13 protein-coding genes are annotated in these 13,875 nt (G+C 60.8%); 4 read left to right on the forward strand and 9 right to left on the reverse strand.

The features are described from left to right. Positions 1-71: 71 nt before the first annotated feature. The 6 genes from Q8X48_RS10815 to dadA all read right to left on the reverse strand — a co-directional run bounded on the left by Q8X48_RS10815 (position 72) and on the right by dadA (position 6,336). Positions 72-1,994: an acetyl-CoA hydrolase/transferase C-terminal domain-containing protein gene (locus Q8X48_RS10815; protein ID WP_407800777.1), complete on the reverse strand. Its 1,923-nt coding sequence runs from the start codon at positions 1,992-1,994 to the stop codon at positions 72-74. A 259-nt stretch (positions 1,995-2,253) separates the two neighbouring features. Continuing rightward, positions 2,254-2,676 carry a c-type cytochrome gene (locus Q8X48_RS10820; RefSeq protein WP_407800780.1) on the reverse strand — a complete coding sequence of 141 codons (423 nt, stop codon included), beginning with the start codon at positions 2,674-2,676 and terminating at the stop codon, positions 2,254-2,256. Between the two features lie 182 nt (positions 2,677-2,858). Continuing rightward, on the reverse strand, positions 2,859-3,407 hold the full coding sequence (locus Q8X48_RS10825; RefSeq protein ID WP_007975150.1) for a cupin domain-containing protein: 549 nt from the start codon (positions 3,405-3,407) through the stop codon (positions 2,859-2,861). A 128-nt stretch (positions 3,408-3,535) separates the two neighbouring features. Further along, positions 3,536-4,609 (reverse strand): alanine racemase, encoded by a 1,074-nt coding sequence (gene alr / locus Q8X48_RS10830; RefSeq protein WP_217836704.1) that lies wholly within the window; start codon positions 4,607-4,609, stop codon positions 3,536-3,538. Between the two features lie 97 nt (positions 4,610-4,706). Beyond that, positions 4,707-5,060: a RidA family protein gene (locus Q8X48_RS10835; protein WP_407800776.1), complete on the reverse strand. Its 354-nt coding sequence runs from the start codon at positions 5,058-5,060 to the stop codon at positions 4,707-4,709. After that, a complete protein-coding gene (gene dadA, locus Q8X48_RS10840) occupies positions 5,032-6,336 on the reverse strand; it encodes a D-amino acid dehydrogenase (RefSeq protein WP_407800775.1) in 1,305 nt (434 codons plus the stop codon). The genes Q8X48_RS10835 and dadA overlap by 29 nt, the downstream gene beginning before the upstream one ends. Before the next feature lie 157 nt (positions 6,337-6,493). On the opposite strand from dadA, the gene Q8X48_RS10845 reads away from it, so the two are divergent. Next, positions 6,494-6,982 (forward strand): Lrp/AsnC ligand binding domain-containing protein, encoded by a 489-nt coding sequence (locus Q8X48_RS10845; RefSeq protein WP_007975155.1) that lies wholly within the window; start codon positions 6,494-6,496, stop codon positions 6,980-6,982. Between the two features lie 123 nt (positions 6,983-7,105). On the opposite strand, the gene Q8X48_RS10850 is transcribed toward Q8X48_RS10845, so the two are convergent. Next, entirely contained in the window at positions 7,106-7,459 is a 354-nt protein-coding gene (locus Q8X48_RS10850; protein ID WP_126048280.1) for a YkgJ family cysteine cluster protein, read from the reverse strand. A 147-nt stretch (positions 7,460-7,606) separates the two neighbouring features. Here Q8X48_RS10850 and Q8X48_RS10855 point away from each other — a divergent pair, with 147 nt between their 5' ends. Then, on the forward strand, positions 7,607-8,914 hold the full coding sequence (locus Q8X48_RS10855; RefSeq protein ID WP_407800774.1) for an NAD(P)/FAD-dependent oxidoreductase: 1,308 nt from the start codon (positions 7,607-7,609) through the stop codon (positions 8,912-8,914). Between the two features lie 143 nt (positions 8,915-9,057). Here Q8X48_RS10855 and Q8X48_RS10860 read toward each other — a convergent pair whose 3' ends face one another. Continuing rightward, positions 9,058-9,303 (reverse strand): DUF1127 domain-containing protein, encoded by a 246-nt coding sequence (locus tag Q8X48_RS10860; protein ID WP_407800773.1) that lies wholly within the window; start codon positions 9,301-9,303, stop codon positions 9,058-9,060. A gap of 179 nt (positions 9,304-9,482) precedes the next feature. Between Q8X48_RS10860 and Q8X48_RS10865 the strand changes: the two genes are divergently transcribed. Continuing rightward, positions 9,483-10,916, forward strand: coding sequence for an aminotransferase-like domain-containing protein (locus Q8X48_RS10865; RefSeq protein ID WP_015097357.1), 1,434 nt, complete (start codon positions 9,483-9,485; stop codon positions 10,914-10,916). Between the two features lie 60 nt (positions 10,917-10,976). Beyond that, positions 10,977-12,551 carry a phospholipase D family protein gene (locus Q8X48_RS10870; RefSeq protein WP_407800772.1) on the forward strand — a complete coding sequence of 525 codons (1,575 nt, stop codon included), beginning with the start codon at positions 10,977-10,979 and terminating at the stop codon, positions 12,549-12,551. A gap of 95 nt (positions 12,552-12,646) precedes the next feature. Here the strand turns inward: Q8X48_RS10870 and Q8X48_RS10875 are convergent, their stop codons facing one another. Continuing rightward, on the reverse strand, positions 12,647-13,789 hold the full coding sequence (locus Q8X48_RS10875; protein ID WP_407800771.1) for an MFS transporter: 1,143 nt from the start codon (positions 13,787-13,789) through the stop codon (positions 12,647-12,649). Positions 13,790-13,875 lie beyond the last annotated feature (86 nt).

Genomic DNA, 13,875 nt, shown 5'->3' on the forward strand with positions numbered 1-13,875 from the left:
GTCGACTGATTTTTGACTGACACACCGCCTTCGCGAGCAAGCCCGCTCCCACATTTGATTTATGTTGGCTGTTATTGCGCGGTGGCTTTCAGGCCAGCCAGCAGCAACCGCTGATACAAATCCTCCTTCAGTCCTTCAGGATTGGCCAGCTCCATGCGTTCCAGATGCTCCGGGAACGACGCAGGCTCCGGCGCATCCAGCGCTGCCTTGCCCAGTTCCAGCACCTCGCTCAGCTTGAACTTGCTCTTGAGCCAGTTCAGTGCCCGCAATACATCTTGCTCGATCTCGGTGAAATCACAGCCCAGTGGATACTCTGGAAAGAGCAGCGGATGCCGCGCCTGGATCTCCTGCAACCGCTGCGGACTGTTATCGGTAAAGCGTGGATCGAGACAGAAGTCCTTGGGCAATTTGCCGACCTTCTGCGCCTGTTCAATCAATCCCGACTGAAAACGCGAGTCGCTGATATTGAGCAAGGCCTCGATCACTCCAGCATCGGTTTTTCCACGAAGATCGGCAATGCCATATTCGGTGACCACCATGTCCCGCAAGTGCCGGGGAATCGTGCAGTGGCCATACTCCCAGACGATGTTCGAGCTGACGTCACCGCCAGACTCACGCCAGCTGCGCAGCAGCAGCACCGAGCGCGCACCCTGCAGTGCATGACCCTGAGCCACGAAGTTGTATTGCCCGCCTACGCCGCTGAGCACACGTCCGTCCTCGAGCTGATCCGCCACCGCGGCACCAAGCAAGGTCACGGTGAACGCGGTGTTGATGAACCGCGCATCCAGGCGCTGCAAGCGCTTGAGTTCTTCCTGCCCGTAAAGCTCGTTGATGTAGCTGATGCGGGTCATGTTGAATTCGAGCCGCTTGTTTTGTGGCAATTCGCGCAGGCGTTCGTAGTAGCTGCGCGGACCGAGGAAGAAACCACCGTGCACCGAGACGCCATCGGTTTGCGCAGCCTCGTCGAGGGTGCCGGCATTCGCCTGCTGTTGGGTCGCCACGTCCGGATAAACCTTGCGCCGTACGATTCCGGCATCGGCCAGCACCAACAAGCCGTTGACGAACATTTCGCTACAGCCATACAGGCCTTTGGCGAACGGTTCGATACCGCCCTCGTGCTCGATCAGTTGCGCCCAGTGGCTGAGGTTTACGTCGGCCAGCAACGCCTTGTAAGCGTCGTTGTCCGCTTGCCGCGCCAGCAGCGCCGCCGTCAGCGCATCGCCCATGGAGCCGATGCCGATCTGTAAGGTGCCACCGTCACGCACCAGGGTGCTGGCATGCAGGCCGATGAAATGGTCCTGGCACCCCACCGGCATGTTCGGCGTGGAAAACAGTGTGGTGTGGTCTTTCTCATCGATCAGCAGGTCAAAGGTGTCGATGCCCAGTTCCGCATCGCCGGGCATGTAAGGCAGATCGTTGTGCACCTGGCCGACCATCAGGATGGTTTCTCCGGCGGCGCGGCGCTTGGCGATCATCGGCAACAGGTCGAGGGTGATGTCGGGGTTGCAGCTGAGGCTCAAGCGGTCGGGATGCTCGGCATGGCTGGCCACCAGTTGCGCCACCAGGTTTAGCCCGGCGGCATTGATGTCCCGGGCTGCATGGCTGTAGTTGCTGCTGACGTAATCCTGCTGCGCCGTGGCACTGTTGAGCAGGCTGCCGGGCTGCATGAAAAACTGCTGGATGTGGATGTTGCCCGGGAGTTGATCGCGACGCAGGTCGGCGAGGAAATCCAGCTCCGGATAATCGCCGAAAACCCGTTCGACAAAGGGTTCGAGGAAGCGCTTCTGCAATCCGTCGCCCAAGGGCGGGCGGCCCAGACACAACGCGGAGTAGATCGTCAGCCGTCGCTCGGGCAACTGTGCGATTCGTCGATACAGCGCGTTGACGAAGTGATTGGGCTTGCCCAACCCCAGAGGCAAGCCCATGTGGATATGCGCCGGCAACCTTGCCAGGACGTCATCGACTGCCTGTTCGATAGAGCACAGCTGAACCATCGGATCCTCCCTCACGTTCCATGACTTGGGTTTGGACCGAGATTGCCGGGTCTTTGCTGCAATGAACAGCCTGTATCGGCCAACCGCCCGACACAAATACCTTGTAGGAGCGAGCTCGCTCGCGATGGTCGTCAACGATAACGCGGCGAGCCTGACACCCCACGGCGCCTTCGAATTCATCGCGAGCAAGCTCGCTCCTACAGGGAATGGGGGCACAAAAAAACCGTCCGAAGACGGTTTTTTGCGGAAGATCTGGCGCTTACTTCAAGCCGGACATCTTCTGGATAGCGCCTTTGAGTTCAGCGTCGGAGCAATCGGCGCAGGTGCCTTTAGGCGGCATCGCGTTGATACCGGTAATGGCTTTAGCCAGGATGCCGTCGAGGCCGCCCTGGTGATCGGCACGTTCCTTCCAGGCGGCAGCATCACCGATTTTCGGTGCGCCCAACAGGCCTGAACCGTGGCAAGCGTTGCAATGTTTTGCAATCACTTCATCCGGGGTTTTTGCACCACCACCGCCGCCGGCGGAAGCGGCCACTTCCATGCCCTTGCACTCTTTACCCTGAACACAGACCTGGCCGACTGGCTCAAGGCGTTTGGCGATATCGTCGTTGGTCGCAGCCTGAGCGCTGACACTGACAGCCCATAGGGCCAATACGGTTGCTGGTGCAGCCAGCATTTTCATAATTAGGTTCACGCGTTCACCCTCAATGGTGGCTAGTCACGCCTACGGCCACGGTTCGCAGGCGGGCGCAAGTATAGCGGTAAGCCCGTCGCACTGAAACAACCCCAAAGTCGCAAGGGTCTTAGGCGGCGGCGGAAAAACGGCCCGGACGCCTCTGCGATGCTGGCAGGACGCCTCTTTTCTTAGAAATTCGCCGGCGTGGCTGCGCTGATTAGTCGCGCAGGCGCATCGAACGGATTCCGGAAACGGTGTGGCTTGGTACTTTCAAAGTAGTAGCTATCACCAGCTTCGAGGACAAAAGTTTCGAGACCGACCACCAGCTCCAGTTTTCCTTCAACCAGGATGCCGGTTTCCTCGCCCTCATGGGTGAGCATCTCGTCACCGGTGTCGGCGCCTGGCGGATAGATTTCATTGAGGAATGCGATAGCCCGGCTCGGGTGCGCCCGGCCGACCAGTTTCATGGTCACGGCGCCATCGGAAATATCGATCAGCTCGTTGGCCTTGTAGACGATCTGGGTCGGCTTTTCCTGCAGGATTTCTTCGGAAAAAAACTCGACCATGGACATTGGAATCCCGCCCAACACCTTGCGCAACGAACTGATCGAAGGGCTCACGCTGTTCTTTTCGATCATCGAAATGGTGCTGTTGGTGACACCCGCCCGTTTGGCGAGCTCACGCTGGGAAAGGCCTTTGAGCCTACGGATGGATTGCAGTCGTTCACCGACGTCCAAAGCTTGCGCCTCCAGGATTCAAAATTGTTGGAATAGTGGACGTTATCATGGCGACAGCGTTCAGTATTTACAACACCTTGACCTGAATCCTGCTCAGCGAGGCGACTTCCGGTCTCGAGCCTTGCGCACTAAGCCCCGGAATAGAGCAGTGGCACCCGGCGAAGGTTGCAGAAAATCTGGTAAGGAATCGTCCCGGCTGCCATGGCTACATCGCTGGCAAGGATGTTTTTGCCCCACAACTCGACGGTCGAACCGAGACCGGCCTGTGGCACATCAGTCAGGTCGATGCAGAGCATGTCCATCGACACCCGGCCGATCAACTGGCTGCGCTGCCCGGCAACCAGCACCGGGGTGCCGGTCGGTGCCAGACGCGGGTAACCGTCGGCGTAACCCATGGCCACCACACCAATGCGCATCGGTTTGGGCGTGACGAACCTGGCGCCGTAACCGACTGGCTCGCCAGCCGGCAGTTCGCGGACACTGATGACTTTCGACTCAAGGGTCATCACGGGTTGCAGGCGTGAGGCAACTTCGTTGGCCTCTTCGAACGGCGTGGCGCCATAGAGCATGATGCCGGGACGCACCCAATCGCTCGGAATCTGCGGCCAACCAAGCACCGCCGGCGAGTTGCGCAGGCTGACCTCGGCGGACAAGCCCTTGCGCGCCGCTTCAAATACCGCCACCTGATCGGCACTGGCTTGTTCGTGCAGTTCATCGGCACGCGCAAAGTGGCTCATCAGCACTACTTTCGCGACCTTGCCGCTGGCCAGCAGCCGTTGGTAGGCCGCCTGATAATCCGCCGGATGCAGCCCCACGCGGTGCATGCCCGAATCGAGTTTCAGCCACACGGTGATCGGCTTGCTCAACGCCGCTTTCTCGATGGCTTCGAGTTGCCATAGCGAATGCACCACGCACCAGAAATCATGCTCGACGATCAGCGCCAGCTCATCGGCTTCGAAAAAACCTTCCAGCAGCAGGACCGGTGCACGAATGCCCGCCGCCCGCAGCTCCAGCGCCTCTTCGATGCAGGCCACGGCAAACCCGTCCGCCTCGGCTTCCAGCGCCTGGGCGCAACGCACCGCGCCATGGCCATAGGCATCGGCCTTGATCACCGCGAGGGCCTTGGCCCCCGTGAGTTCACGGGCGATTCGGTAGTTGTTGCGCAGGGCTTGAAGGTCGATCAGGGCACGGGCAGGGCGCATGGCGGCAGACTTCTGGTCGGGTTATCGGGAAGAAAAACCGGCGCTGGCTGACAGCGTGAACCGCCAACAGCACCGGGAGAGGGATCTGACTGAAAGCTTATGGCAGAGCGGCTACAACCGACAGCTCGACCAGGATTTCCGGTTCGCACAATTTCGCTTCAACGGTGGCACGGGCCGGGGCGACGCCTTTTGGCAGCCAGTTGTCCCACACCGCGTTCATACCTTCGAAATGCGCATCGATGTCTTTCAGGTAAATCGTCACCGACAGCAGGTTGTGCTTGTCGGTGCCGGCCAGATCGAGCAAACGCTCGATGTTGGCGAGGGTTTCACGGGTCTGCTGTTCAATCCCGGCGTTCATGTCGTCGCCTATCTGTCCGGCCAGGTAAACCGTGCCGTTATGGGTGACGATCTGACTCATGCGCTCATTGGTGAGCTGGCGCTGGATTGACATGCTTTGCAGACTCCTGGGTTTTGTTGCCATAACGGGAAATATCGAGGCCTTCGGCGCTGATCTGCGGCTTTCTCTTCGCCATCAGGTCAGCCAGCAAACGGCCGGAGCCGCAAGCCATGGTCCAGCCGAGCGTGCCATGACCGGTGTTGAGGAACAGGTTCTTGAACGGAGTGGCACCGACAATCGGGGTGCCGTCAGGGGTGGTCGGACGCAGGCCGGTCCAGAAGCTGGCCTGGGCCAGATCGCCGCCCTGAGGATAAAGATCGTTGACGATCATCTCCAGGGTTTCCCGGCGACGCGGGTTCAGCGACAGGTCAAAACCGGCAATCTCGGCCATGCCGCCGACGCGGATGCGGTTGTCGAAACGGGTGATCGCGACCTTGTAGGTCTCGTCGAGAATGGTCGAGGTCGGGGCCATCGCCGAGTTGGTGATCGGCACAGTCAGGGAGTAGCCCTTGAGCGGGTACACCGGCGCCTTGATCCCCAGCGGCTTGAGCAGTTGTGGCGAGTAGCTGCCGAGAGCAAGCACGTAGCGGTCGGCGGTTTCCAGCTTGCCGTCGATCCACACGCCATTGATGCGGTCACCGGCGAAGTCCAGGCGCTGAATGTCCTGGCCGAAACGGAATTGCACGCCGAGGTTCGCGGCCATTTCTGCGAGCTTGGTGGTGAACATCTGGCAGTCGCCAGTCTGGTCGTTCGGCAGGCGCAGGGCACCGGCGAGGATGTCAGTCACGCTGGCCAGCGCCGGTTCAACGCGAGCGATGCCTTCGCGGTCGAGCAGTTCGAACGGCACGCCGGACTCTTTCAGCACGGCGATGTCTTTCGCGGCGCCGTCCAGTTGAGCCTGGGTGCGGAACAGTTGGGTGGTGCCGAGGCTGCGGCCTTCGTAGGCGATGCCGGTTTCAGCGCGCAGTTCATCGAGGCAGTCACGGCTGTACTCGGACAGACGGACCATGCGCTCCTTGTTCACCGCATAACGGCTGGCGGTGCAGTTACGCAGCATCTGTGCCATCCACAGGTACTGGTCGATGTCGGCAGTGGCCTTGATTGCCAGGGGCGCGTGGCGCTGCAACAGCCACTTGATGGCCTTGAGCGGCACACCCGGTGCAGCCCACGGCGAGGCATAACCCGGCGAGACCTGCCCGGCGTTGGCGAAACTGGTCTCCATGGCAGCAGCCGGCTGCCGGTCGACGACCACCACTTCAAACCCGGCACGGGCCAGATAATAAGCACTGGTGGTACCGATGACGCCGCTGCCCAAGACCATGACGCGCATTTTCATATCCCTCATCGCGGCTAACCGCTGACGTTTGTTGTTCAGAGCTTTAGATGCGCGCAGTGTAAAAAAGATTTGCCAGTGCTTTTCACTATATAAGCGCCTATATTTGGCGACAATTCTCGGCAAAAACCCTTTTCACGGAGGCGCATCCCCTATGCGGACCAACACTCAGACTAAACGTGAGCTGGACAAGATCGACCGCAACATCCTGCGGATCCTGCAAGCGGACGGGCGGATTTCCTTTACCGAGCTTGGGGAAAAGGTCGGGCTCTCGACCACGCCCTGTACTGAGCGGGTCCGGCGACTGGAGCGCGAGGGGATCATCATGGGCTACAACGCCAGGCTAAACCCGCAACATCTGAAGGGTAGTCTGCTGGTGTTCGTCGAGATCAGCCTGGATTACAAATCCGGCGACACTTTCGAAGAGTTCCGACGCGCGGTGCTGAAATTGCCCCATGTACTGGAGTGTCATCTGGTGTCAGGGGATTTCGACTACCTGGTGAAGGCGCGGATTTCCGAGATGGCCTCGTACCGCAAGTTACTGGGCGACATTCTGCTCAAGCTGCCCCATGTGCGGGAATCCAAGAGCTATATCGTGATGGAAGAGGTGAAGGAGAGTTTGACCCTGCCGATTCCGGATTGAGATTTGCGGTGTGTGGACCGACCCCATCGCGGGCAAGCCTGCTCCCACAGGTACAGCGGCGATCCTGTGGGAGCAGGCTTGCCCGCGATAGCGTCGACTCGCTGGACTTGATTCATGCGAGGGTCAGACCAACACCTGCCGGTTCGAAGCCATATACTCGAACACCTGTTTCTCCACCCGCGGGTGAATCAACTCCACCGGCCCGCGCCCATTGGGGCATGGCAAGGTCTTGGTGGTGCCGAACAACCGGCAGATCAGCGGCCGCTCACCATACACAGTGCAGCCATTGGGCCCCAGATGCACACAGTTGAGCTCTTCCATGGCGGCATCCTGCTCGGCGCGCGTCTTGCGCGGCAGGCGCGACATTTCTTCCGGCGAGGTGGTCACCGGCCCGCAGCAGTCATGGCAGCCGGGCACGCACTCGAACGAAGGAATCTGTTGGCGCAATGTGCGGATTGTCTGGCTGTTGCAGCTCATTGCAGCGGTGACCCAAAGCGGAATAGAGCGCGATTCTGACGCAAAATCCCCGATCCAGACAGCACCAGCCGACCAATGTTGCCCGTCCGGGAAGGTCCGGCATATGCTCCGTCAAATTTTCTAAACGCAAGAATCAGGAACACGCACATGACCCCCCGTGCTCAACAGCCTGCTCTGAACCACACCGCGTCCTACTACGCCGCCACCAGCCTGCCGCAGCCCGAACTTCCGGTGCTCAAAGGCGAAGTGCGGGCCGATGTCTGTGTGGTGGGCGGCGGGTTTTCGGGGTTGAACACGGCGCTTGAGCTGGCCGAACGCGGGCTCAGCGTGGTGTTGCTTGAGGCCCACAGAATCGGTTGGGGCGCCAGTGGACGCAATGGCGGGCAGCTGATTCGCGGCGTCGGCCACGGCCTCGATCAATTCGCCAACGTCATCGGTGCCGAAGGCGTGCGGCAAATGAAACTCATGGGCCTGGAAGCCGTGGAAATCGTCCGGCAACGGGTCGAGCGCTTCCAGATCCCCTGCGACCTGACCTGGGGTTACTGCGACCTCGCCAACAAGCCACGCGACCTTGAAGGGTTCGCCGAGGATGCCGAAGAACTGCGCAGCCTCGGATATCGCTACGAGACCCGTTTGCTGCAAGCCAATGAGATGCACACCGTGGTCGGCTCCACACGGTACGTCGGCGGCCTGGTCGATATGGGCTCGGGGCACCTGCACCCACTGAACCTGGCCTTGGGCGAAGCGGCGGCGGCGCAACGACTGGGAGTCCGACTGTTTGAGCGGTCGGCCGTGACCCGCATCGACTATGGCCCCGAGGTCAAGGTCCATACCGCCGAGGGCTCGGTGCGCGCCAAGACCCTGGTGCTGGGCTGCAACGCCTACCTCAACAACCTCAATCCGGAACTCAGCGGTAAAGTCCTGCCCGCCGGCAGCTACATCATCGCCACCGAACCACTGAGCGAAGAACAGGCCCACGCCCTGCTGCCGCAGAACATGGCGGTCTGTGACCAACGGGTGGCGCTGGACTACTACCGGCTCTCGGCGGACCGGCGCCTGCTGTTTGGTGGCGCTTGCCATTACTCCGGCCGCGACCCGAAAGACATCGCCGCGTACATGCGCCCGAAAATGCTCGAGGTTTTCCCGCAACTGAGCGCAGTGAAGATCGAGTACCAATGGGGCGGCATGATCGGCATCGGCGCCAACCGCCTGCCGCAGATCGGGCGGCTCAAGGACCAGCCGAACGTGTATTACGCCCAGGCCTATTCAGGTCATGGCGTGAATGTCACGCACCTGGCCGGCAAACTGCTGGCCGAAGCCATCAGCGGCCAGCACAGCGGCGGCTTCGATCTGTTCGCCAGGGTGCCGCACATCACCTTCCCCGGCGGCAAGCATTTGCGCTCACCGTTGCTGGCGTTGGGGATGTTGTGGCATCGGCTCAAAGAGTTGGTCTGAAGGATTGTCGGTGTCAGCTCTGACGCCTTCGCGGGCAAGCCCGCTCCCACTGGGTATGATGGTGCTCACAAAATTTGCGCTCACCGCCGGTCCTTGTGGGAGCGGGCTTGACCGCGATGAGGCCCGGAAGAACACTGCAACATTCAGATCCGCCAGAAAGGCTTCAGCCCCTCCTCCAGCGCCTGCTCCCGTGTCAGTCCGATATCCTTGAGCTGGTCGGGAGTCAGTGCCAGCAACGCCTTGCGCGTGTGCAGCCGGCGCCAGAACTGGTCCCAACGACTCTGGCCGGACGACGCATTGTGCATGCCCGCCTCCCGCGCACCGTTGTTCTGCCCTGTCGCCAGTTCCTGACTGTGTAATGTCAGCCGCACATCGCTCAAACCGTTCATCTTGGATGCTCCTGTTTACTTGGGTAGCCAGAGGTTCCATGATGCGCGGGCGGGAAAAAGCATTACAGATTCAAAGCAACTGTATTAACTCCATACAGTTTTGCCGATTCCGCCACTGAATCCCGTTTTTTCGTCTGATCTGTACTGGTTAACCGAATCATCCCTATCGAGGCTGCACCATGACCCTTTACGTCAACCTGGCCGAATTGCTCGGCACGCGTATCGAACAGGGCTTCTATCGCCCCGGTGACCGGCTGCCCTCGGTACGGGCGCTGAGCGTCGAGCACGGCGTCAGCCTGAGCACAGTGCAGCAGGCCTATCGGGTGCTGGAAGACAGCGGGCTGGCCACGCCGCGTCCCAAGTCCGGGTACTTTGTCCCGGCCAGCCGCGAACTGCCGGATTTGCCGGCAGTCGGCCGCCCGGCCCAACGGCCGGTGGACATATCCCAATGGGATCAGGTGCTGGAGTTGATACGCGCGGTGCCGCGCAAAGACGTGGTGCAACTGGGCCGCGGCATGCCGGACATCACCAGTCCAACCATGAAGCCACTGCTGCGCGACCTGGCACGGATCAGCCGGCGGCAGGACATGCCCGGTCTGTATTACGACAACATCCACGGCAACCTCGAACTGCGCGAACAGATCGCCCGCCTGATGCTCGATTCCGGCTGCCAGTTGGGCGCCAGCGACCTGGTAGTGACCACCGGTTGCCACGAAGCGCTGTCCACCAGCATTCGGGCGATCTGCGAACCGGGAGACATTGTGGCGGTAGACTCGCCGAGCTTTCACGGTGCGATGCAAACCCTCAAGGGCCTGGGCATGAAGGCCCTGGAAATCCCCACCGATCCACTGACCGGCATCAGCCTCGAAGCGCTGGAACTGGCCTTGGAGCAGTGGCCGATCAAGGTCATACAGTTGACCCCCAACTGCAACAACCCGCTGGGCTACATCATGCCGGAGTCGCGCAAACGCTCGCTGTTGACGCTTGCCCAGCGCTATGACGTGGCGATCATCGAGGACGATGTGTATGGCGAACTGGCCTACACCTATCCACGTCCGCGCACGATCAAGTCCTTCGATGAGGACGGTCGCGTCCTGTTGTGCAGTTCGTTTTCCAAGACCCTGGCACCGGGCCTGCGCATCGGCTGGGTCGCGCCCGGCCGCTATCTGGAACGGGTGCTGCACATGAAATACATCAGCACCGGCTCCACCGCGCCGCAACCGCAGATCGCCATCGCCGAATTTCTCAAGGGCGGCCATTTCGAACCGCATTTGCGGCGGATGCGCACGCAATACCAGCGCAATCGCGACATGATGATCGATTGGGTGACCCGCTATTTCCCGGCCGGCACCCGCGCCAGTCGCCCACAAGGCAGCTTCATGCTGTGGGTCGAACTGCCGGAAGGCTTCGACACCCTGAAACTGAATCGCGCCTTGCACGACCAGGGCGTACAGATTGCAGTGGGCAGTATTTTTTCCGCCTCGGGCAAGTACCGCAATTGCCTGCGCATGAACTACGCTGCCAAGCCAACACCGCAGATCGAAGAGGCGGTGCGCAAGGTCGGTGCGACAGCGATCAAACTGCTGGCGGAAACCGATCAGCTCAGCGACTGACTTTTATTCTGGATTCAGCGTCCATATGCCTGACTATGCCGCCAAACGGAACGATCCTACGTGAGAGTCAGACAGCCCCTGCTTGCTCTTGTGCTACTCGCCGCGTTCCTGGGCGGTTGCGCCAGCCTCGACGTACAGCGTGTACCGAGTCAGGCGCTGCCGGCTTCAGACTCCGCATTCGGCCGCTCGGTCCAGGCACAGGCCGCGCCTTACAAGGGACAATCGGGTTTCCGCCTGCTATCGGACAGCACCGAGGCCTTCACCGCCCGCGCCGAATTGATCCGCAATGCCCAAAGCAGCCTCGATTTGCAGTATTACATCGTCCACGACGGCATCAGCACGCGCATGTTGATCGAGGAATTACTCAAGGCCGCCGACCGGGGCGTGCGGGTGCGGGTACTGCTTGATGACATGACCAGCGACGGCCTGGACCGCGTCATTGCCACCCTCGCCGCGCACCCGCAAATCCAGATCCGCGTGTTCAATCCGCTGAACCTGGGCCGCAGTACGGGGGTGACACGTACCGTAGGCCGGCTGCTCAACCTGTCGCAACAGCATCGACGCATGCATAACAAGTTGTGGCTGGCGGACAGCAGCATGGCCATCGTCGGCGGGCGAAATCTGGGGGATGAGTACTACGATGCCGAGCCCAACATGAATTTCACCGACATCGACTTGCTCGGTGTCGGCCCGGTTGCCGAGCAACTCGGGCACAGTTTCGACCAATACTGGAACAGCGCCCTGAGCAAGCCGATCGACGAATTCCTGTCGAGCAAACCCACCCTGCGCGACCTGGAAAACACCCGCGCCCGACTGGAAGAGTCCCTTGCGGAAACCCGCAGGCAGGATCACGCACTCTACAAACACTTGATGACCTTCACCACCCATCCGCGCCTGGACATCTGGCGCCGCGAACTGATCTGGGCCTGGAACCAGGCATTGTGGGATGCGCCGAGCAAGGTACTGGCCAAGGGCGAGCCCGACCCGCAGTTGCTGCTGACCACACAATTGGCGCCTGAACTAGACAGCGTCCGCAAAGAGCTGATCATGGTCTCAGCCTACTTTGTACCCGGCCAACCGGGGCTGGTGTACCTGACCGGACGCGCCGATGCCGGCGTTTCGGTGCGCTTGCTGACCAATTCACTGGAAGCCACGGACGTGCCCACGGTTCACGGTGGTTATGCGCCCTATCGCAGGGCATTGCTGGAGCACGGCGTGAAGCTGTACGAATTGCGTCGCCAACCCGGCGAGGGAGGCGGCAGCGGTAGCGGGCCGCATCTGTTTTCCAGCAGCTCCTATCGCGGCTCCGATTCCAGCCTGCACAGCAAGGCGATGATCTTCGACCAGCAGAAATCCTTTATCGGCTCGTTCAATTTCGATCCGCGCTCAGTGCTGTGGAACACCGAGGTCGGCGTGTTGGTGGACAGCCCGGAATTGGCTGCACGGGTCCGCGAACTGGCGCTGCAGGGCATGGCGCCAGCCCTGAGCTATCAAGTGGAGCTGGAGAACGGTCAGATTGTCTGGAGCACGGAAGACGACGGAAAAATGCACACCCTGACCAAGGAGCCAGGGAGCTGGTGGCGTCGTTTCAATGCCTGGCTGAGCAACATGGTTGGGCTGGAGCGGATGTTGTAGCTGCTGCCTGGCGGAGCTCTTGTGGCGAGGGGGCTTGGCACTGCTTCGCAGCGCAACGGGGGCAAGCCCCCTCGCCACAGATTTTGTATTCTCAGCTAAGCCGGTTGCACCGCACCAAACGCCCCTTGCCGCGACACCACAATCAACACGCCCAAGGCCCCGACCGCCATCAGCAACGGTAACGCATGGCCGCTGATCCACTGGCTGCCGGCGCCCGCCAACAGCGGCCCGATCAGACAACCGATGCCCCACAACTGAGCGATGTGCGCGTTGGCCCGCACCAGCGCATCGTCGCGATAACGCTCGCCGATGAGGATCAGCGACAAGGTGAACAAGCCGCCGGCACTGGCGCCAAACAGGACCCACAGCGGCCAGATCAGCAGCGTATCGATCAGCATCGGAATCGCCAGGCTAGACACCAGCAAGACGACTGCGCAGCCGGTAAACAACGCCCGGCGCGACAAGCGATCGGCCAACGCACCAATCGGCAACTGCAGCACCGCATCGCCGACCACCACCGTACTGACCATCGCCAGTGCGATCTCCGTGGTGAAGCCCTGGCGCAGACAATAGACCGGCAACAGAGTCAAAATCATCGCCTCGAACGCGGCGAACAGCGACACCGCCCAGGCAATCGCCGGCAGGCCACGACAGAAAGCGAGCAAATCACTCAAGGTCACGCTGCTGGCTTCGCTGCTCGGCGCACCACTGCGGCCCAGCAACAGGAACGGAGCCGCCATCAGCAAACCGACACCCACCCAAAAGCCATAATCGTCTTCGGTACCGAGAAACCCCAGCAACACCGGGCCTGCCAGCTGACTCAGCGCATAACTGCTGCCATACAGCGCCACCAGCCGCCCGCGCCACTCCTCGACCACCAATTGATTGATCCAGCTTTCACCGATGATGAATACGAGGGTCAGGATCACCCCGATCATCAACCGCAGCACCAACCAGACCGGATAACTCGGTAACAGCGCCAGCAATCCGATCGAAACCGCCCCGGCCCACAGGCACAGGCGCATCAGATTGGCCGTGCCGAATCGCGCCGCCAGATGGCTGGAGATTTTCGCCCCCAACAGGACGCCAATGGCGGGCATCGCGGCCATGACACCAATGGCAAACGAGCCGTAGCCCCAGCTCTCCAGGCGAAACGACACCAGCGGCATGCTAACGCCCAAGGCCAAGCCGACACTCAGGACAGATGCCAATACGGCGAAATAAGTCGCCCAACGCATGTTCCACGCTCCTGTGGATTTATTGTTTTTACAGACAACACAAAACACTGTGGGAGCGAGCCTGCTCGCGATGACGGAGCAACATT

Source organism: Pseudomonas sp. QLc11A (assembly GCF_052112305.1).
Lineage (GTDB): Bacteria > Pseudomonadota > Gammaproteobacteria > Pseudomonadales > Pseudomonadaceae > Aquipseudomonas > Aquipseudomonas laurylsulfatiphila.